17 protein-coding genes are annotated in these 20374 nt (G+C 71.1%); 7 read left to right on the top strand and 10 right to left on the bottom strand.

What is annotated here, in order from left to right:
• Positions 1–3: 3 nt before the first annotated feature.
• From ACFY36_RS04000 to ACFY36_RS03990, 3 genes are read right to left on the bottom strand one after another with little or no spacing between them, the layout of a single operon-like run.
• The gene (locus tag ACFY36_RS04000; RefSeq protein ID WP_499744386.1) at positions 4–1347 is read right to left on the bottom strand and encodes a flavin monoamine oxidase family protein; all 1344 of its coding nucleotides are present in this window, start codon (positions 1345–1347) and stop codon (positions 4–6) included.
• Positions 1344–2345, bottom strand: coding sequence for an agmatine deiminase family protein (locus ACFY36_RS03995; protein ID WP_499744385.1), 1002 nt, complete (start codon positions 2343–2345; stop codon positions 1344–1346). Before ACFY36_RS03995 ends, ACFY36_RS04000 begins: the two co-directional genes overlap by 4 nt.
• Positions 2342–3253, bottom strand: a complete 912-nt coding sequence (locus tag ACFY36_RS03990; RefSeq protein ID WP_499744384.1) for a nitrilase-related carbon-nitrogen hydrolase — start codon at positions 3251–3253, stop codon at positions 2342–2344. Before ACFY36_RS03990 ends, ACFY36_RS03995 begins: the two co-directional genes overlap by 4 nt.
• Positions 3254–3334: 81 nt before the next feature.
• Between ACFY36_RS03990 and ACFY36_RS03985 the strand changes: the two genes are divergently transcribed.
• On the top strand, positions 3335–3934 hold the full coding sequence (locus ACFY36_RS03985; RefSeq protein WP_499744383.1) for a TetR/AcrR family transcriptional regulator: 600 nt from the start codon (positions 3335–3337) through the stop codon (positions 3932–3934).
• Here the strand turns inward: ACFY36_RS03985 and ACFY36_RS03980 are convergent.
• The gene (locus ACFY36_RS03980; protein ID WP_499744382.1) at positions 3915–7655 is read right to left on the bottom strand and encodes a hypothetical protein; all 3741 of its coding nucleotides are present in this window, start codon (positions 7653–7655) and stop codon (positions 3915–3917) included. The two genes, ACFY36_RS03985 and ACFY36_RS03980, sit on opposite strands and share 20 nt — an antisense overlap.
• A 171-nt stretch (positions 7656–7826) precedes the next feature.
• Between ACFY36_RS03980 and ACFY36_RS03975 the strand changes: the two genes are divergently transcribed.
• On the top strand, positions 7827–8003 hold the full coding sequence (locus ACFY36_RS03975; RefSeq protein ID WP_499744381.1) for a hypothetical protein: 177 nt from the start codon (positions 7827–7829) through the stop codon (positions 8001–8003).
• A gap of 74 nt (positions 8004–8077) precedes the next feature.
• Entirely contained in the window at positions 8078–8872 is a 795-nt protein-coding gene (locus ACFY36_RS03970) for a phosphotransferase (protein ID WP_499744380.1), read from the top strand.
• Positions 8873–8887: 15 nt separating this feature from the next.
• On the opposite strand, the gene ACFY36_RS03965 is transcribed toward ACFY36_RS03970, so the two are convergent.
• From ACFY36_RS03965 to ACFY36_RS03955, 3 genes are all read right to left on the bottom strand, one after another.
• The gene (locus ACFY36_RS03965) at positions 8888–9358 is read right to left on the bottom strand and encodes a TetR/AcrR family transcriptional regulator C-terminal domain-containing protein (RefSeq protein WP_499744379.1); all 471 of its coding nucleotides are present in this window, start codon (positions 9356–9358) and stop codon (positions 8888–8890) included.
• Positions 9359–9468: 110 nt separating this feature from the next.
• Positions 9469–11043 (bottom strand): amidohydrolase, encoded by a 1575-nt coding sequence (locus ACFY36_RS03960; protein WP_499744378.1) that lies wholly within the window; start codon positions 11041–11043, stop codon positions 9469–9471.
• 292 nt (positions 11044–11335) lie between these two features.
• Complete coding sequence (locus tag ACFY36_RS03955; protein ID WP_499744377.1) at positions 11336–12130, bottom strand: hypothetical protein; 795 nt, start codon at positions 12128–12130, stop codon at positions 11336–11338.
• Between the two features lie 799 nt (positions 12131–12929).
• Here ACFY36_RS03955 and ACFY36_RS03950 point away from each other — a divergent pair.
• Together ACFY36_RS03950 and ACFY36_RS03945 are read left to right on the top strand one after the other, a co-directional pair.
• Positions 12930–13442 carry an Ltp family lipoprotein gene (locus ACFY36_RS03950; RefSeq protein WP_499744376.1) on the top strand — a complete coding sequence of 171 codons (513 nt, stop codon included), beginning with the start codon at positions 12930–12932 and terminating at the stop codon, positions 13440–13442.
• 231 nt (positions 13443–13673) lie between these two features.
• On the top strand, positions 13674–17030 hold the full coding sequence (locus ACFY36_RS03945) for a 3-keto-alpha-glucoside-1,2-lyase-like domain-containing protein (protein WP_499744375.1): 3357 nt from the start codon (positions 13674–13676) through the stop codon (positions 17028–17030).
• On the opposite strand, the gene ACFY36_RS03940 is transcribed toward ACFY36_RS03945, so the two are convergent.
• From ACFY36_RS03940 to ACFY36_RS03930, 3 genes are read right to left on the bottom strand one after another with little or no spacing between them, the layout of a single operon-like run.
• A complete protein-coding gene (locus ACFY36_RS03940; protein ID WP_499744374.1) occupies positions 17000–17968 on the bottom strand; it encodes an endonuclease/exonuclease/phosphatase family protein in 969 nt (322 codons plus the stop codon). The two genes, ACFY36_RS03945 and ACFY36_RS03940, sit on opposite strands and share 31 nt — an antisense overlap.
• A gap of 22 nt (positions 17969–17990) precedes the next feature.
• Complete coding sequence (locus ACFY36_RS03935) at positions 17991–18350, bottom strand: hypothetical protein (protein ID WP_499744373.1); 360 nt, start codon at positions 18348–18350, stop codon at positions 17991–17993.
• A 42-nt stretch (positions 18351–18392) separates the two neighbouring features.
• The gene (locus tag ACFY36_RS03930; RefSeq protein ID WP_499744372.1) at positions 18393–18869 is read right to left on the bottom strand and encodes a MarR family winged helix-turn-helix transcriptional regulator; all 477 of its coding nucleotides are present in this window, start codon (positions 18867–18869) and stop codon (positions 18393–18395) included.
• An 85-nt stretch (positions 18870–18954) separates the two neighbouring features.
• Here ACFY36_RS03930 and ACFY36_RS03925 point away from each other — a divergent pair, with 85 nt between their 5' ends.
• Together ACFY36_RS03925 and ACFY36_RS03920 are read left to right on the top strand one after the other, a co-directional pair.
• The gene (locus tag ACFY36_RS03925; RefSeq protein ID WP_499744371.1) at positions 18955–19809 is read left to right on the top strand and encodes an alpha/beta fold hydrolase; all 855 of its coding nucleotides are present in this window, start codon (positions 18955–18957) and stop codon (positions 19807–19809) included.
• Between the two features lie 11 nt (positions 19810–19820).
• Complete coding sequence (locus ACFY36_RS03920) at positions 19821–20360, top strand: TetR/AcrR family transcriptional regulator (protein ID WP_499744370.1); 540 nt, start codon at positions 19821–19823, stop codon at positions 20358–20360.
• Positions 20361–20374 lie beyond the last annotated feature (14 nt).

The raw sequence follows: 20374 nt of genomic DNA, 5'->3' as shown, positions 1-20374 counted from the left end.
CGTCTACCCCTGCTCGATGATGGCCGCCGCGGCGGCCTCGCCCATGCGGATCGCGCCGTCGACGTGCTGGAAGCCCAGGCCGGCGACGTCGCTGCTCACGAACGACAGGGGGCCGACCGGGGTGCGCAGGTGGCGGCCGTACCTGGTCAGTGAGCCGATGTCGAAGCTCGTGCCGAACGCGCCGGCCGTCCACTCGTCGGCCTGCCACGGGCTCTCGTAGTACGCGACCGGCTCCAGCGCCGCCGGGCCGTAGTAGGCGGCGAGCGACTCCAGCACCTTCGCCCGGCGGGCGCCGGGGTCCAGGCCGAGCAGGGCGTCGGCGCGCACGTCGGACACGAAGCCGACCAGGATGCCGCGGTCGTCGCCGGCCACGTCCTCGTTGCTGTTGTCGTACGCCTCGTGCACCAGGGCGTACGGGCTGAAGGCCGTTCCCGACAGTCCGTCCGCACGCCAGAACGGGGTCTCGTACGTGATGTGCAGCTTGATGACCAGCCCGAAGGACTGATGCTGCCGCATCTGCGCCTGCACCGGCGGCAGAGCCGGCGCGAACCGGATCCGGTTGACCAGGGTCGGCGGCACCGCCAGCACCACGTGCCGGGCGCGGTAGTCGCCGACCACCGCCGACGGGCCGTCCCACGCGATCTCGCCGACCGGTGTGGACAGGTGGACCAGGCCCTCGAGGCGGGCCGCCAGCCGCAGCGGCACCTCCTGCAGACCGCCGGCGATGCGGCGGTCGAGGATGAAGTCGGCGTCGAGCAGGTGGGCGAAGCCGCCCGCGCTGGCCGCCATCAGCACCGCCGACAGGGCCGAGAACGAGTGCGCCGGCTTCGTCAGCATGGCCGGGCCGACGTACAGGCCGATGTTGTCCCGCGCCTCCACGTCGCCGGTCTGACCGGCCAGCCACGCGGCGAACGACATCTGGTCGAGCTCGGCCGCGTCCGGATGCTCCCACGGCACCAGCGGATCCATCCGCGAGGCCAGCCGGTCGAGTTCCGCGGCCACCCGCTTGATCTCCGCCGCGGTGTCCGGGGGCACCGGGAAGGAGTCGCCCTGGAACGTCTTGCGGACGCCGTCACGGCCGATGTAGATCGAGTCCCCCGACCGGTACCGCGGGTACGTCGTCAGACCCAGCTCGCCGATCATCCCGAGCAGCGCCGTCTGGTCCGGCGAGACCCATTGACCGCCGATCTCCAGGCGTACGCCGTCGACGGTCTCCGTGAGCAGGCGCCCACCGACCCGGTCCCGCGCCTCGAGGACGGCCACCTTCAAGCCGGCCTCGCGCAGGCGTACGGCCGCGGTCAAGCCGGTCACGCCGGCCCCGACCACCACCACATCCACGTCGTTCACGGTTCCACCTTCGGTTGCTGCTGGGTGATGCAGTGAATACCCCCGCCACGCGCGAAGATCACACGCGCGTCGACACCGGCCACCGTCCGGCCCGGATAGGCCGAGGCGAGCACCTCGAGCGCGGCCGCGTCCCGGGGGTCGCCGAACGTGCACGCCACGACCCCGCCGTTGCAGACGAGGTGGTTGACGTAGCTGTGGTCGACCGGCCCGTCCTCGTCCTCGAGCCGTTCCGGCGCCGGCAGCTCCATGACCCGCCACTCGGCCGGCAGAGCTTCGCGGAGCGCCGGCCCGATCTCGTGGTCGGGATGGTCCGGTGAGGGTTGGACGTGCAACAGCACCGTTCCCGGTGACGGCATCGTGGCCACGATGTCGACGTGCCCACGCGTCCCGAACTCCCCGTAGTCCCTGGTCAGGCCCCGAGGCAACCACACCACATCCCGTACGCCCAAGGTCCGCCGAAGTTCTTTCTCGACGTCCTCCTTACGCCAGCCGGGATTGCGGCCGGGGTCGAGCTGCACGGTCTCCGTGACGAGCACGGTCCCGGCCCCGTCGACGTGGATGCCGCCGCCCTCGTTGACCATCGCCGAGTCGACGAGCGTCGCACCGGCCCATTCCGCGACCTGCCGGGCGACCCGCGCGTCCTTCTCCCAGCGGGCCCAGCTCTGCCGGCCCCAGCCGTTGAACACCCAGTCCACCGCGCCGAGGCCCTCGGGCCCGACCACGAACGTCGGCCCCATGTCGCGCATCCAGGCGTCGTCGAGCGGCGCCTCGAGCAGCTCCACGTCCGACCCGAGCCACTTGCGGGCGTGCGGCACCGCGTCCGGGTCGACCACCATCCGTACCGGCTCGAACTCGGCCACCGCGAGCGCGACCGAGGCCCAGGCGCGCCGGGCGTCGTCGGCGTTCTCGCCCAGCGTGTAGCCGCTCGACGGCCAGGCCATCCAGGTGCAGTCGTGCGGTTCGGTCTCGGCGGGCATCCGCCATTGCGGCCGGGTCACGCGAGTCCTCCGTACGTCTCCGGTCGCCTGGTCCTGAAGAACGGGAAAAGCGTGAGCCAGTCGCGGCGCTGATCGAGGTCGAGGTCGGCGACGAGTACGGCCTCCTCGTCGCGAGGGGCCTGGGCGAGGATCCGGCCGTACGGGTCGGCGATGAACGAGGAGCCGTAGAAGCTGATCCGCCCCTCGTCGCCGGTGCGGTTGGGCACGGCGATGAACAGCCCGTTGGCGATGGCGTGACCGACGATCACCTGCTGCCACAGCGGCTGCGTGTCGAAACCGGGGTGGTCGGGCTCGGAGCCGATGGCGGTCGGGTACGCCAGCAGGTCGGCCCCGCCGAGCCCGTAGAGCCGCGCCACCTCAGGGAACCACTCGTCCCAACAGGTCGGCAGCCCGATGCCGACATCATTGAGGCGATGCACGGGGTACGCCTCCTCGGACGGCCCGGGCCGGAAGTACTTGTCCTCCACATACCCCTCGGTGACGGGAATGTGGGTCTTGCGGGTACGCCCCACGAGCTTGCCGTCCGCGTCGACGAGCACGGCGGTGTTGTAGCCGAGCTCGTCCCCGTCGTTCTTCTCGTACAGCGACGCGTGGACCGGGACGCCGTATTTGCGGGCGGCCTCGGCCGCGAAGGACATGGTCGGGCCGGCCAGCAGGTCTTCCGCGGCGTCGGAGGGCACACCCGCGGGCTCCTCGAAGGCCGGGTAGCGCGACAGCGTCAGCTCCGGCAGGAAGACGACCTGCGCGCCCTCGGCGGCGGCCTGCCCGATCCCTCCGAGCAGCGCGTCCTTGAGCTCTCCGGCGCCGGCGCGCCACCGGTGCTGCACGACGCCGATCCGCAGGGGCGGCCGGGCCGGGCCGTCCACGCGGGCGGGCGAGCCGAGCCGCCCGGAGCTGATGAGGCGCATGACGCCTTCCCTTCGACGGGGCAAACGAATGTCGTTCGTTTTAGTATGGTGGGGATTCGAGCAGTTGTCGAGGGGAGCTCCGTGGGACGGCCGGCAACGCCGAAGCTGTCGGTCAGCAAGATCGCCACGGCGGCGCTGAAACTGGTCGACGCCCAGGGCGAGTTCACGATGGGCGAGATCGCCGCCGCCCTGTCCGTGCGCCCGTCCTCGCTCTACAACCACGTCACCGGCAAGACCGAGATCATCGAGGCCATGCGGGCCCGCGTCTTCGCCGAGCAGCCGTTCACCCGCCCGCTTCCCCCGCGCCCCTGGGACGAGGCGCTGCGCGCCCTGCTCCGGCACTATCGCGACGCGTTCGCCCGCCACCCGCGCCTGATCCCGATGCTCACCGCGCACACGGTCTCCTCCCCCGACGTCGTGCGCATGTACGACGACATCGCCACGGTCCTCAGCGACGCCGGCATCCCCACCGACCGCCTGCTCGACGTCATCACGGTCCTGGACAGCTTCGTGATCGGCTCGGCCCTGGACGTAGCGGCCCCGGCCGAGGTCTGGGACAAGTCGAAGGCCCGCACCCCCGTCCTGGTCGCCGCCATCGAGGCCGCCGGCCAGGGCCGCCCCCGAGCCGACCGGGCCTTCGAGCTGGGCCTCGACCTGCTGCTCACCGCCCTGCGCCGTTGAGCCCCACGTCGTCGGCGAGTGCCATCAGAGTGCTCGGCGCCTTTCGGGCTGTGATGTCGATGGCGCTGTGCCAGTTGTGGAACCGGACCATCCGGCCGATGAAACGGTGCGTCAAAGGCGGATCGACTCGGGCGGCGCAGGCCCCGAAGGCCTTCGCCGCCTGCGAGGGATCCTTGATGCGGAGCGCGATGGCCTCGGCCCTCTTCCAGTCGGTGGCCACAGCCGCGATGACCACGCTCTCGAACGCGTCGGCCTGATGCTCGGGATGGGGTAACGCCTGAGCCAGTTCCTCCGCCCATTCGAGTCGACCGCGCTGGGCGGCGGCCCGCACCACCGCCGCGAATGCTCGGCCCCGCTGGTACGGATGGTCGATCCCGGCCGCCATGGCTTGCGCGCCCTCGAGGTCGCCCCCGTCCGCGACGGCGGCACAGATGCTCGCTGTCGCCCTCGACCGGTAGTCGTGATTGGTGATGCTCCGCGCCAACTCCTCGGCGCGCACCAGGTCACCCGCGTTCGCGATCGCGGTCACGAGATCGGCCCGGACGTCCGCCAAAGTGGACAAGTAGTTGTCGCGGGGCGGCGTCGCCAGGACATCGGCGGCCTCATCGAGCCGGCCCCGTGCGACCAGGACGGCGGCAACGGACCCGATGGCCTCGATGCGCTGGGCTGTCTCCTCGATGCCCTCCGCTATCGCCAGCGCCCGGGTGAACTGCCCGGCCGTAGCGGCGGCCGTGACGACGGCGACGAGCGTTCGCTCGTCACCGTCGCCTCGCACCTCGTCGATGAGCTGCTCGGAGAACGCGATCTGCCCGGCAGCGGCCTGGGCGATGAGGATCGACGTCCTCGCTCGTCGTCGCTCAGCGGCCCCGGTGATGCGGTCTGCTATCGGCACGGCCGGTGCCCAGTCGTTCTTCGAGGCGATCAACCGCACTACATCGGCGTACACGGCATCATCACCGGGCAGCGCCGCCAACACCCGGAGAGCGCGCTGGACCTCCCCGGACACCGCCATCGTCCGGGCGATCCACCCCGTCTGCCAGCGCCGGCGCTCGGGCCGGACGCGGGACAACAAAAGTTCGGCTTCACGGTGATGACCGTTGCCGGCGAGCGCCTCGGCCATCGTCAGCACATGACGTGTGTGGTCTGACGGCACCGTACGGGCAGTGGCTTCCGCAAGCCGGGCGATGCGGAGCGCATCGTCCGGGTGGCCGTCCTTGAGCAGGACGTGGCCAAGGTCGGTCAGTACCGTCGCGCGTTTGCCCACCGCGCCGATGAGGCCCGCGTAACGCTCGGCGTCGGCGTAGTGGCGTACCCGGCCGGCGCTGGTGCAGAGATCGGCGAGCGCGTTGTCCCGGTACTCACCCGTCATGATCCTCTGTGCGGCCTCCAGCGCCCGGTCGTAGTCACCCAGCGCGGCCAGGATGCGAGGCGCGTGCTGGGCCCCATCGGCCGACCGGTTACCGGGTGGCGGGTCGCGGAGCATCGTCTCGACCTGCTCACGGTGCCCGAGCATGCCGAGGAGCTGCGCGGCGCCGGCCCATGCCAGCACTCCACCGTCGTCTTCGACGATGTGGCGCCGCGGGATGCTCCGCCGCATCCTCTCCGCGATCGTTCGCGCCTCGCCGGGATGACCGCCGTCGATCAGTGCCATGCCCAGGCGGGTGAGCGACCCGTCGGGATACCAGCTGTGCTCGATCCGCGGCACCAGTTCCAGCGCCTCGGCCGCGCGGCCGGCCGCCGCGAGTGCGGACGCGATGTCGGCTGAAGCAGCTGCCCCTAGCTCCACGCTGCCGATCCGGCCGGCCAGCGCCATGGCGCCGTCGAGATCACCGGCCGCCACCAGGACCTTCACCTCACCGGATCGAAGACTGGCGGTCGCGGAGGGATCCTTCAGCCCTTCCGCGAGCCGGCCCGCGAGTGCGGGGTCGACGGGGAGCACCGCCTGCACCACCGCGGCCAGCAGAAAATCGGCCGACCGGGGCTCGAGCGCGGCCATGTCCACGGCCTCGGCGATCAGGGACCGGAACACATCGGGGCGTTGTCCCGACACGGCTGACGCCACATCGATCAACGCGAACACTCGGGCTGACGGCGTCTCCAGCGATCGGGCCAGGCTTGTGCCGCGCGCGGTGATCCCGAGCGCGGCATAGAGGCCAGGCAATCGCGACGGCGTGTTCGCGGTGCCCTCGGTAAGGCGATCGCGATATCGGGCGAGCCGGAGCATGGCCAGGAGGTCGGGGTCGGACGACTCGGCGAGGGCGTCGAGCAGGTCGTGAATCTCGGCGAGGGCGTGGCTGTCGCTGCCGGTGAGCTCGGCAAGCCAATCCCCCCGTCCGGGATCGACGGCGAGGGACACCTGCCGTGCGGTGTCGCCGGCGTCCCGCAGCAGCGCGAAGTAGCCGGTCGCGAGGTATTCCGGCGTGTCTTCGGGCCAGCCCCGGGCCGCGAAGGCCTCGGCCCAGCCGCGCAGCCGTTGCCGGAACCCGTCCATCGCCCTCGGGCTGAGCGCGGCCAGCGCGTCCGCCTGCAACGCCTCATGACCGATGACGTATGTCGGCGGCGCGTCCTCCGGCCGCCATCGACTCGGGCGCGGAAGAAAGGTCCGGCCTGACACCGCCCGGAGCCGCTGCCCCACGGTCCAAGCGGATTCGGCGGTCAACGCGGCCACATCGGCCAGGGTCAGACCGCCGCGGGCCACGGTGATCAGTCCGACGATGTCGCGATCGAGCCGTGTGCCGCCGAGCAGCCGGGCCAGCTCGCGTTCGGCGCCGGTCCGTACCACGCCGGCGAGCGGTGACGCCGCGAGCTGACGAACGGCGCCAGAGGTCCTGAGCGGATGATCGGCCGGCACGTCCGGCGGCACCGGCGGATGCGGGCGCCCGGCCACGATGATCCGGACGCCGGCCGGCGGGTGCTTGGGCAGCAGAGCGGCGATGCTGTGAGCGTCGGCTCCGCCCGCGGCGCCCCGGTCCTCGTCGAGGCCGTCCACGATCAATGTCAGCCGTTCACCCCGGGTCCGGCAGGAATGCGCGGCGAGGTCGAGCAGATCGAGGAAGGTGGGCAGCTGACCGGCCTCGGACGGCCGCACGGAGTTGCCGCCGCCGGCCAGAACAGCAAGCTGATCGATCATGATCTCCAGGAAGCCGCGCTGATCGTCGTGACCGGCCACCTGGGAGGTCACGAAGAACGCCGCCACCCGGATCCCCGGTGGTGGGCGAAGCGCGAACCAGGCCATCAGCGCCGACTTGCCCGCCCACGCCGGCGCCTGCCACCACAGATACGGTTCGGTGCCCTCCCCCATGATGGCCAACTCCGCCGACCGGTCGTCGAGCACCGACGGAGCCAGTTGCTCGATCAACCGCCAATACCCGGACCGGCGGGGTGGCACGGCCCGCACGGCCCGTACGGCGGAGGGCCGGCCACCCCGGTTGGTGTGCTTCTCGGCCCACGCCTGACGCCGGCGGGCTTCCCACCACTCACCAGGCCGGCGGGAGTGATCAGGGGCTGCCCCCTGCAGGTACCGCACCAGGAACCGCAGCCCGGCGCCGCCGCGCGGGACCGTCTTGCCGTTGATCCAGTCGCTGATCCCGGAGACCGTCAATTTGACCGGCGGCACCTGGGCCGCGGCCTGCCGCACCAGCGTCTGAAGCGTGGGCGACCCGGCCGCTTCGTACAGCGCCTTCAGGTCGGTGGCGAACTCCTCGGCCGCTGAGCCGGTCACCGTCGCCGCGCCGGCGTCCGGGCGCCGGATCCGGACCGGAATGCCACCGGAAACCTGGTCGCCGCGGCATGTGACCTGCGCATCCCGGCAGCGTAGCGGGGACGGCCGATCGCCGGAAACTGACCGGACAGCCACAAACAAGGGCACAACGAACAGCGAAAGGTGCCCGCCATGACCGGCCTGCCCGCCCTCCTCCACGACGGTGCCATCGCCGCCGGAACCGCGACCCTGCTCTACAGCTCGACCGTCACGGTCACGGCACTCGTCGCGGCTCTGTCCCGGAATCCGCAGCGTCGCCGGGCCGCGCGCGATGTTCTCAGCCTGCTCCTCCGCCGCCCACCTCGATGACGGCCGGCCCGCCCTCGAGCTCGAAGCGGGATAACCGCTTGTGGTCCGGCTCCTTCGTGATGACGCTGGCGTTCGTGGAGCCTCCGGAACAACTCGGCACGTGGGGAGCGGGCGCGCATCTCGCGGACGCCGTTCTGGCCGACGGTGTGGTGCGCAAGACGGCCGGCCCCTGGACGCCCGCCGTGTTCGCTCTGCTGCGGCACCTGGAAAACGCCGGTTTCGCCGGGGCGCCGCATGTGGTCGGTGACGGCTACAGCTTCGTGCCCGGCGAGTCCCCGCACCCGCACGCTTGGCCGGACGACACCGTCGGTGAGGTCGGGGCGCTGCTGCGTGGCCTGCATGACGCGACCGCGACCTTCAGCCCGCCCCCCGGCGCCGTGTGGCAGGCGAACTGGCTGCGCGACCTCGGCGGCGACGACGTCGTGATCGGGCACTGCGACACCGGGCCGTGGAACATCGTGGGCGCGGGCGGGCGGCCGGGCGCGTTCATCGACTGGGAGTTCGCCGGCCCGGTCGACCGGCTGTGGGAGCTCGCGCAGACGGTGTGGCTCAACGCGCAGCTCATGGACGACGACGTCGCCGAGACGCAGGGGCTGCCCGGCGCGCCGGCCCGGGCCCGTCAGGCCCGGGCCATCGTCGACGGCTACGGCCTGCCCCGGGCCGCGCGCGACGACCTGGTCGACCGCCTGGCCGACGTCGCCATTCACAGCGCGCGCCACGAGGCCGTCGCCGAGGGCGTGACGATCGACAGCACCGAGGCGGTCAGCGCCGGCGGCTACCCGATCCTGTGGGGCGTCACCTGGCGCGCCCGCAGCGCCTCGTGGATCGCCCGACACCGGCCCCTGCTCCGCCGTGTGATCACTGGATGAGCTCGCCCAGGCCGGTCAGGACGATGCGCGGGCCGATCTCGAAGGAGCGCTGCGAACGGTCGCCCGGGTCGGCCCGGGTGGCGCGGATCGCGGTGCCCAGGGCCGAATCCGGGTCGGGTGAGGCGGCCAGACGTCCAGTGGGGCGCCCGCGTCGAGGGCCGATCCCAGGACCAGGCAGTCCAGGATGGTCACGGCGTGCAGCAGATCCTCGTCGCGGAAACCGCCCGCGCGCGGCACCTGGGCCAGGGTCTCGTAGGCGGACAGGGTCAGCGGGTCGCTGACGGTCTGCGCGGTCAGGAACGGCACCACCTCAGGGTGCCGGGCGAACGACGCGCGGTAGGCGCGGGCCCACCGGTCGGCGAAGGTACGCCAGTCGCCGTCGCCCGGCTCCAGCGGCAGGTTCTCGCCGGCCAGCAGGCCGCGGATGGCCTCGACGATCGCCTCGCGGCCGCCGGGGAAGTGGTGGTGGATCGAGGAGGCGCTCACCCCGAGGTCCTTGGCCAGACCGGGCAGGGTGAACGTGCCGGTCTGGTCGATCAGGGCCAGCGCGGACGCGGCGATCTGGTCGCGGGAGAGCAGCGGGGCAAGCGGAACTCCTACGGGCGATGGACTACCGATCCGCCGACCACCGTAATCGTCACCGGCGACTCCGCGAACTCGTCGGGGTCCGCGGTCAGCGGATCCAGGGCGAACGCGGTCAGGTCGGCCCGGTATCCGGGGCGCAGCCTCCCGGCCGAGGCGGCCAGGCCGGCGGCCGCGGCGGCCTGCGTCGTGTAGCCCTCCAGGGCCATCCGGGCCGTCAGCGCCTGGCCCGGCAGCACCGGGTCGACGCCGGGGGCGCCGGCCGGGCGGCGCAGCCGGGCCGCCGCGATGATGCCGCGCGGGTCGTACGGCGCGATCGGCCAGTCCGAGCCCAGGGCCAGGCGGGCGCCGCTGTCGCGCAGGTCGCGGGCCCGGAAGGCGCGGTCGGCGCGGACCTTGCCGAGTCGCCGCGACCAGTTGTCGCTGTGGTCGGCCCGCGTGTAGTGGGTGCAGTGCGTCGGCTGCATGCTCGCCGTGACGTCGAGCGCGCGGAACCGTCCGACCAGGCCGGACGGCATGGTTTCGAGATGCTCGATCCGATGGGGTACGCCGGAGACGCGCGGCAGCCGTTCGAGGGTGTCCAGCACGTACCGGATGCCGGCGTCGCCGATCGCGTGCGTGACGATCGGAACGCCGGCCGCGGCCAGCACGCGTACGGCCTCGGCGTAATCCGCCGGGTCGGGCCAGAAGCAGGCGGTCGACTCGCCGTGCGTGTCGGGCTCGTCGAGCCAGGCCGTGCCGCCGTCCACCGTGCCGTCGATCATGAACTTGGCGCCCTCGACCCGCCAGCGGCGCCCGGCGAGCCGCTGCTTCTCCAGCACCTCGCGAACGACGGTGCCGGGCATGACGAACGGCGCGCACCGCCACCGCATGGGCAGGTCACCGTCGGCCTCGAGGGCCTGGAAGAGCGCGAGCGAGTCGTCCTCGAAGTCCATGGCGTTGGCCGCGGTGAGCCCGGTCGCGGCCATCCGCCGCATCAGGTCGAGCAGCCGCTGCCGCCGCGAGGCGGGCTCGTCGTCCGGCAGCAGCTTGTGTACGAGGTTGAGCGCGTCCATCTCCAGCAGATGCCCGGTGGGCCGGCCGCCGGCGTCGCACACGATGCTGGCGCCGGACGGGAACTCGCGGGGCCCGGTGACGCCGGCCAGAGCGAGGGCCCGCTGGTTGACCAGGGCCGAGTGCGCGTCGAAGAGCCGCAGGAACACGGGCACGTCCTCGGGCAGCGGCGCCGACGTGATCGGCCTGGTGCCGAAGACGTTCGGGTCGAGCCGCCAGCCTTCGATCCAGCCGGCCCTCGACGCCGCGGCCAGGACAGCGCGCAGCCCGTCGAGGTCGGTGACGCCGGACAGGTCGAGGCCGCGCGTCATGCCGATGCCCAGCACCGGATGGGCGTGCCCGTCAACCAGCCCCGGCGTGACCGTGGCCGTCCCGAGGTCGATCACCTCGGTGCGCGGGCCACGCCAGTCGCGGGCTTCGGCGCGGTCCCCGAGCGCGGTGACGACGCCACCGGCGACGGCGACGGCGGTCACCGGCCGGGAGTCGTCCATGGTGTGGACGCGGTCGGCCATGACGATCAGATCCGCGGTGCTCATGCCAATCCCTCCGCGATGACGGGACGCGCCGGGGTGGTCAGGCGCCTGACTTCGTCTCCCCCGATCCGTTCTGACCTTGATGATCAGCGCCCAGACGACGCCGGCCGCGAGCACGAGCGGGACGAGCCACACCAGCATGGCATTGGTGGTCGAGGGCGCCCGTGAGCAGCGCGAGCGCCGGCGGTCGAGGTCAGGACTTTGGCGAACGACGACAGCTGCCGCACTCTTCCCAGCGCGTGATCGAAGACGACGTGAATTCACACTTTGCATGCCCGCGCTCATCAATAAAGCATCAGCGGCACGCTTCAGCCGGCGGCCGCGATTGCCCTGCCGGTACATGCGCTGCCGCAATCGCGCGCCGCCGGCGAGAAATATGCGAGACGCCCGACCCCGAATGGCACCCAAGAGCGACGTGTGAGGACCCACTCAGCCCAGTGGACTCGGCCCGCGTGATGACGTTCGCCTGACCCACCGGCCGGGCCGACGTCACCGCCGCAACCCGCATCACCGCCGCACCCCCGCCCGCCGATCCGGGCCGCGTTGCCGCCTCGGCCTCAACGGTCGCCTCGGCCCGCTCACCCGCCTCGGCCCGCTCACCAGCCTCGGCCCGCTCACCCGCCTCGGCCCGCTCACCCGCGTCGGCCCGTGCTGCCTGCTCGGCCTGGGTGGCCGACTCGGCCTGAACTGCCTGCTCAGCTAGAGTGGCCGGCTCGGCCCGCACCGTCGTGTCGCCCTCGACCGGCCTCTCTGCACAACTGGCCCGCGCAGCCTGCGACACACCGCCCGGGCCGGAAGCCGCCACCGCCCGCTCAACGGGCCGGCCCGGGCGCCGCACCCAGCTGACCCCCTCATCCCAGACCAACGGCGGTATCCGCTCGGTCGAATCATGCAGACCCACCTCACCGCACAACCGCGAACAACCATGCAACCGACACAGTTTCAACGCATGACGCCGTTGAAGACCCCATTGCCGCCGCTCATCCTGACCACGCCGGAACTCCACCATCTCCGGCGAATGACTCGGCACGCCCGACCAATCCCGCATCGCCGCAATAACCGACCTCGAAAAGAACCCCAGCTGCGCCATGAACCATTATCCCGCACCCCGAAGATCGACAGCAAAGAAACGATCACGCCAATCAAGATAAGGCGTTTCCCGCCAACGAGGAGCGCATTCTCACGCCGCCTTCGGCCAGCTTCGGAACCACCACCGGCGCGGTCTCCAACCACAACGGACCGGCGGCAGAGGCACGTCGGCGACTGCTCGGGGTTCTGGGCGAATTCGTCGCTGCGGCTGGGAGCATGCCCGGCACTTTCCCGGCGTCCTGGATGGCAACGGTGGCGGCTGAGCCCGATTCGCTCGGTGGTCGCGTGGCGGACAGCCAGTGACCTGCGGCGGTTCCTACGGACGGTCAGAAGTGGACGCTCTCCGTATTAGACGGCGTTGACCTGCGCATTCGCGCATGCCAACATCAACTCGAAAGTTGATCTTGATTGAAACGCGTTCCAGGAGCCACCCCTTGACACATCAGCCGCCCTTCGACCCGCAGCAGCAGCCCGGAGCGCCAGTTCCGCCGCAGCAGCCGTACCCAGCCGCGCCGGGTCAGCCGCCGCACCCGGGCGCAGCGCCCGGACAACAGCCATACCCGAGCGCAGCACCCGGACAACAGCCGCACCCGAGCGCAGCACCCGGACAACAGCCATACCCGAGCGCAGCACCCGGACAGCAGCCGTACCCCGGTACCGCGCCGGGAACGCCATACCCCGCCGCCGGTCAGACGCCCTACCCCGGCGCCATCCCGGGCGCGCCGTTCCCGCCCCAGGAGCAGCCGAAGAAGAAGAGCAAGACGAAGCTGATCATCGGCGGTGTCGTCGGTGGCGTTCTGGTGATCTGCCTCGGCGCGGCCCTCGCCGGCGGCGGTGACGACGACACGTCCAGCGCCTCGGCCACGGCGACCGGAGCCACGGCGACCACCACCGCGGCGGCCGGAGCCGCGAAGGCCGACGAGGCCAAGACGGAGGCCCCGAAGACCGAGGCAGCCAAGACCGAGGCGGCCAAGACGGAGAAGCCGAAAGCCGAGGAGCCGAAGCTGTCCGTCGAGGAGCAGAACGCCGTCCGCGCCGCCAAGAACTACCTCGACCTCACGGCGTTCTCCCGCAAGGGCCTGATCCGGCAGCTGTCGTCCAGCGCCGGTGACGGCTACCCGGTCAGCGTCGCGACCAAGGCCGTCGACTCGCTCCACATCAACTACAACGAGCAGGCCGCCCGGGCCGCGAAGAACTATCTCGAGCTCACCTCGTTCTCCCGGAGCGGCCTCATCCGGCAGCTCGAGTCGTCCGCCGGCGACCAGTACACCCACGAGCAGGCCGTCTACGGCGCCAAGGCCGCCGGCCTCTGACGTCGACCACCCGGCTGCGGACGCGCCCCCAGCGAGAGTCGGGGCGCGTCCGCGTAATTGGCAAGCCGGTGAACAGTAGTCAGGCTCATATGGCCTGGCCAGGGGCGGGATGCGTAAGAGGCGATAATCGGAAACAAGACTTTTCGATAAACGTGCCAAAGTTGTTTACTCGCGTGCAGAAGTCGGCCTACCGTGTCGGCCATCGATATTCATCGAGGTCTGGACGGTGCTATGAAGAAGAAGCCGTTAGCCCTGCTCGCCGTCGTCACTCTTGCGGGCCTCCTGCCCGCCCTGCCCGCCTCCGCCGCCGCCGTGCCGCCTCAGGAGCCCGGCGTCACTCTGCGCACGTTCGATCTGCAGACCTCGCGTGACTCGATCTGCACGCTCAAGGCCGGGCAGACGCCCAACGTCGACAAGAAGATGTCGACCGTCAACTGGACCACCTCGGCCGACTTCGGCCTCGAGGACCGGTTCCAGTCCGAAGTGATCGGTAATGTCAACGTCACCACCGCCGGCACCCATGGGTTCCGGTTGACCAGTGACGACGGGTCACGGCTGCTGATCGACGGGGCCACCGTGATCAACAACGATGGGGCGCACGGGCCCGTCGCCGTCGAGGGCTCCGTCAACCTCACCACCGGCTATCACGGGCTGCACGTCGACTTCTTCGAACGCGACGGCGGCCAGCAGCTCACCCTCGAATGGCGGCCGCCCGGCGCCACCGCCTACACCGTCATCCCCAACAGCGCGCTCAGCACCGACGCCGGCGTCGTTCGGGTGACCGCGCCCGGCAAGAAGGAATGCGAAACCGCCGGGGACAGCCCCGGCGATGGCTTGCCCCTGACCGGCGTTCACCCCGGCTACACGCTGACCAACCTGCGGCCCACCGGATTCCAGCCTCAGGTCAGCGCCATGGACTGGTTCCCCGACGGCCGCCTCGCGATCGCCACCTGGGGTGGCAGCGACACCGTGGCCGGCGAGGTCTACGTCCTCAGCGGGGTCACCGGCACGACTTCGCCGAGCCAGGTGACGTACAAGAAGATCGCCGAAGGCCTGAGGGAGCCGATGGGGCTGAAGATCGTCGACGGGAAGATCTATGTGTCGCAGAAGCACGAGCTGACCGAGCTCAACGACACCACCGGCGACGGCGTCATCGACCAGTACCGGCGGGTCGCCACCTGGCCGTTCGACGGCAACTTCCACGAATTCGCGTTCGGGCTGCTCTATCAGGACGGCTTCTTCTATCTGAACCTGTCCGTGTCGATCAACCTGGGCGGCGCGACCACCGATCCGCAGGGCTCACCCAACCGCGGCACCACGCTGAAGATCAACCGTTCGACGGGGGCCGTGCAATATGTGGCGGGCGGTCTCCGTACACCTAATGGTCTTAATTTCGGGCCCGAGGGTGACATCTTCGTCCTGGACAACCAGGGTGGCTGGCTGCCCGCCTCCAAACTGGTGCAGATCAAGCAGGACCGCTTCTTCAACCACTACACCAACCCGGACGGGCCGTTCGACCTCCAGCCGGTCACCCAGCCGGTGCTGTGGCTGCCGCAGAACGAGATCGCCAACTCGCCGAGCACACCGGTCATGCTCAACTCGGGGCCGTACTCGGGTCAGATGCTCTTCGGCGACGTCACCTACGGCGGCTTGCAACGGGCGTACCTGGAGAAGGTCAACGGCCAATATCAGGGCGCGGTCTTCCGGCTCACCCAGGGCCTCGAGATGGGCGTGCTGCGGCTGAGCCAGGGACCGGACGGCGCGCTCTATGTGGGCGGGCTCGGCGCCGGCGGAAACTGGGGCCAGGAAGGCAAATTGACGTACGGCCTGCAGAAGCTCACCGCCAACGGCGCCGCCGTCTTCGACATCAAGGCCATGCGGGCCGTCGCCGACGGCTTCGAGCTCGAATACACCCAGCCGGTCTCGGACGCGACCGCCGCGCAGCTGGCCAGCCGCTACAAGGCCGAGCAGTGGCGGTACGTCCCCACCCCCGACTACGGCGGCCCGAAGGTCGACGAGGAGGCGCTGCCGGTCACCTCGGCCACCCTGTCGGCCGACCGGCTCAAGGTGACGCTCAAGCTGTCCGGCCTCAAGCCGGGCCGGGTCGTGCACGTCCGCTCGCCGCGGCCGTTCACCTCGGCCTCGAACGCGTCCCTGTGGAGCACCGAGGCCTGGTACACGCTGAACAGCCTGGCCGACGGCACCACCCTGAAGTCGGACCGGGTCGAGGCCGAGTGGTCGGGCCTGACCGGCAGCACGTCGGTGGCCAAGGACCACACCGGCTACACCGGCTCGGGCTTCTCGGCCGGGCACGGCGCGGTGGGCTCGGCGACCACCTTCACGGTCAACGTGCCGTCGGCCGGGGCGTACCCGGTCTCGCTGCGCTACAGCAACGGCCCGAACCCGGCGGCCGGAACCAAGACGATGAGCCTGTACGTCAACGGGACGCGGGTCAAACAGGTCAGCCTGGCCGACACCGGCAACTGGGACACGTGGGCCGCCCTGACCGACTCGGTGACCCTGCGGGCGGGCCCCAACGCCGTCTCCTACCGCGTCGACACCGGGGACAGCGGCCACATCAACCTGGACAGCCTGACGGTGGGGTCGACCGCCGCCGGCACCTCGAAGACGGGCACGATCACCGGGATCGCCGGCAAGTGCCTGGACGTGGACAACGCGACGATCACCGACGGCGCCAAGGTGCAGCTGTGGACCTGCAACAGCTCGACCGCGCAAAGCTGGACCCGTGAGGGCGACACACTGCGGGCTCTCGGCAAGTGCCTGGACGTCGACAACGGCGGCACCGCCAACGGCACGAAGGTGCGGCTGTGGACGTGCAACAACAGCGCCGCCCAGGCCTGGCAGCCGCAGGCCAACGGCTCGCTGCTGAATCCGCAGTCGGGCAAGGTCCTCGACGCGGCCGGCGGGGCCAGCACGGACGGCACGGCGGTGCAGCTGTGGGAGTGGGCGAACGTGGCCCAGCAACGCTGGACCCTCAACGGCCCGAGCCGGGTCAACCTGTTCACCGGCACCAGCCTCAACGCGTTCCGCAACGGCGACGGCAGCGCGGCGACGTGGCCGATCTCGGGCGGTTCGGCCGAGGTGCTGGGCGGAGACCTGAGGACCAAGCAGTCGTACGGCGACTTCAAGCTCCACGTCGAGTTCTGGCTCCCCAACCTCCCGGCCGACGTGACCGGCCAGCAGAGGGCCAACAGCGGCATCTACCTGCAGGACCGCTATGAGGTGCAGGTCCTCGACACGTACGGCAAACCGGTGCTGGCCAACGACGACAGCGCCGCCATCTATCTGAAGCGCGCACCCACGTCCAACGCGGGCACGGCCCCGGAAACCTGGCAGACGTACGACATCACGTTCCGGGCCGCCCGCTGGAACGGCACCACGAAGACCGAGGACGCCCGGGTCACCGTCGTCTGGAACGGCGTGACCGTCCACAACAACGTCACCATCGACGGCCCCACCGGCAACGGCGCCGCCGAATCCCCGGCCGCCCTGCCCATCCGCCTCCAGGACCACGGCGACCCGGGCGCCAACGTCCGCTACCGCAACATCTGGATCGAACCCGTCTGACCGGCCGGCAGGACCACCGCGGCCAGGATCATGCGGTGGTCGCTGCCCGGCAAGCCGTAACCGGCGTACCGGCTGATCCCGATCGTCCGGTCGACCAGGACGTGGTCGATCGTGATGGGCGGGATCGGCCTGTCGCCGTACGGGCCCCAGCTCGGCACCAAGCCCTTGCCCATCGTCGCCGCCGCGTCCCGATAACCGCGGCCGATCAGATCCCGCAGTTCTTTGTGGTCGAGGGTGGCGTTGAAGTCGCCGGCCAGGATGCGGCCCGGGCCGGGCTGGTCCTTCAGATCACGCCGCCAGTCGCCGAGCACGTCGAGCGAGTGCGGCGCCGCCGGATGCACGGACTCGACGACGACCGGCTTCGCGCCGGGCACGGTCACCGTGGCGTACGCCTGCTGGAAGCCTCCGTAGTTGAGGCGGAAGCCGCTGCCGGTGAGCGGAAAGCGCGAGTAGACGGCCGACCCGGTGGTTCCGAACGGATCCGAGGCACGTTGGGGCGCGATCGAGGCGTACGGCATCAGCTCGCCGAGCCCCGCCTTCGCCAGCGCCGCCTGCCCCGCCGCGGTGAATTCCTGCAGCGCCAGCACGCCGGCGTCCTCGTCCCGCACCCGCCGCACGATGGCCTCGGGATCGGCGCCGCCCTTGAGCATGTTCGCGCTGAGCACGGTCAGCGCCACACCGTCCCGGGGCCCCCGGTCACGATCGGGCAGGACGCGCCCCACCACACATCCCGCCAGCAGCGCGGTCGCCACTCCCGCCACCACGGCCGCCCGCCACTGCCTCATCACCGAGATCACGACCAGGACGATCAAAGACCCGATGGCGGCGTACGGCGTGAAGGGCAGCACGACCGCCACAGGCCCCGGGCTCCACCCGCTGATCCGCAGCAGGGCCCAGACGAGCCCCGGCACGGCCAGCACCCAAGCCAAGATCCTCACGGGCACACCGTAGGGCTCCCGTTCAAGCCGCCCCGAGACGCGCCAGCGCGGCCACCCCCAGGAGCGACCCGAAGCACAGGAACGCCGCCACCTCGGCCTTCAGATCCGCGCGGTATTCGGCCGCGCTGATCGGGGTGAGCGCCCCTTGCGCGTTGAGGAAGAACCCACCGTCCACGATGGCCGGTTGCCCCGCCGGCCAGGGGCCGGGCCCGGTGACGGAGACGACGGCCACCAGAACGACCAGCACCACGGCCAGCGCGCCGGCCACGACGAGGACCGGCCGCCGCGGCACTTCGACGCGCCGCCGTACTCCCTGCTCAACCGCAGCATCGAGGCCGAGGTCCGCCCGCCGGCCGACGAGGCCGGCCTTCCCCTGATCCACCTGGCCATGGCGTTCGTGACCGCCTTGCTGGCCGGCGGCGTCTCACGACTCGCCCAGGCCGGTGGACATCCAGCCGGGCGTGTCGAAGCGGACGGGGGCCGGGCCGACGAGGGCGACCAGGTGTTTCTCGAGCCTCTCGAGCTCGCCGGGCCCGATCCGGCTCGCCCATCGCTCGCGCAGGCCGTCGAAGATGGCCTCACCGGCCCGCATCACCTCGAAGCCGAGCGCGGTCACCTCGAGGCGCTTGCGGCGGGCGTCGCGCGGGTCGGGCTCGATGGTGACGTAGCCGCGCTCGCGCAGCACCCCGATCGTGCGGGCCGCCGACTGCTTGGTGATGGAGAGCCGCCGCCCGAGCTCGGAGGCGCTGTCGGCCCCGTCGGCGATGGCACGCATCGCGAAGTCGTGGATCGGGCGCACATCCTCGTAGCCCTGGGCGGCCAGGTCGGTGATGGCCGCGTCGACCAGGGTGCGGAAGCCGCCGATGAGCAGCAGGGCCAGGTCGGCGCCGGAACGGGACATGAGCAGAAGGCTACGGCAGCCCCTGGACGAAAGACAGTCTGGGTGTCTATTGTTTCGACACCTAGACTGTCGAATTGGAGTGACCATGACTCTCACCCATCACCGCGCCCCGGTCAACGGCACCACCCTGCACTACGTCGCCGCCGGATCCGGCGGCTCACCGATCCTGCTCGTCCACGGCTTCCCCGAGACCTGGTGGGCCTTCCACAAGCTGATCCCGCTGCTGGCCGAGCGTCACCGCGTCTTCGCCGTGGACCTGCGCGGCTTCGGCGATTCGGGCAACGGCCCCGGCGAGTACGACAGCGCCACCGCCGCCGAGGACCTGCACCAGCTCATCGACCGTCTCGGCGCCGGTCCGGTGCACCTGACCGGCCAGGACATCAGCGGGGCGACCGTGTTCCGGCTGGCCACCACCCACCCCGGGGACGTACGCAGCCTGACCGCGATCGAGATGGGCCTGCCCGGCTTCGGCCTCGAGGCGCTGGCCGACGTCACCCACGGCGGCGCCTGGCACCTCGGCGTGCTGGCCGCGCCCGGCATTCCCGAGATGCTGCTGGCCGGCCGCGAACGCGAGTTCCTCGGCGGCTACGCCTTCCCGTCGATGACGGCCGACCCGGCCGCGGTCTCCGGAGCCGACATCGACGAGCTCGTACGCACGTACTCCCGCCCCGGCGGCTGGCGCGGCGCCGCCGGCCTCTACCGCTCGATGCTGCGCGAGGGCGCCGAGATCAGGGCCCTGGCCGAGGATCCTGGCCTGACCGTGCCGGTGCTGGCGATCGGCGCCGGCGGCGGACCGTTCACCGCCGCGACCATGTCCCAGGCGGCGCGCACCGAGATCACCTCGGTGCAGCTGGACGGCGTGGGCCACTACGCCGTCCTCGAGGCGCCCGGGCCGGTCGCGAAGGCGGTGCTGGATTTCACGGGCACCCTCGACGGGTAATTTATCGAGTCATGGTTCGCTCAGACGCTCGCGAGAACCGGGCCCGGATCCTGGCCGCCGCCCGGGAGGCGTTCGCCGAGGACGGTGACACCTCGATGAATCAGATCGCGCAGCGGGCCGGCGTGGGGCCGGGCACCCTCTACCGCAACTACCCGTCGCGCGAGGCGCTCATCCTGGAGATCTACCAGGAGGAGGTCGACCGGCTCATCGGCTCGGCGCCCGAGCTGCTCGCCACCCTGACGCCGGTCGAGGCGCTGCGGCAGTGGACGACCGATCTGGTGGAGGCGATGCGCGCCAAGCACGCGTTCGGCGCCGCCCTCAGCCCCGGCGCTCACGCGTCGATCACCGAGCAGACGTACCGGCCGGTGATCGCCGCCATCACTCAGCTGCTCGACGCCGGCCAGCGGAGCGGGAGCATCCGCGCCGACGCCGATCCCGGCGACTTCCTGCAGTTCACGGGCGCCCTGTGGCGGGCCGCGCCGGAGCGTACGCAGCCGATGCTGGCCCTGCTCCTCGACGGCCTCACTTGTAATGGAGACCTCTCCGTTTAGTCTTGCGCAAGCGG

Origin of the sequence: Actinoplanes sp. NPDC000266 (genome assembly GCF_042899005.1) — a bacterium.
GTDB lineage: Bacteria > Actinomycetota > Actinomycetes > Mycobacteriales > Micromonosporaceae > Actinoplanes.
This window is presented reverse-complemented; position numbering and strand designations above follow the sequence as displayed.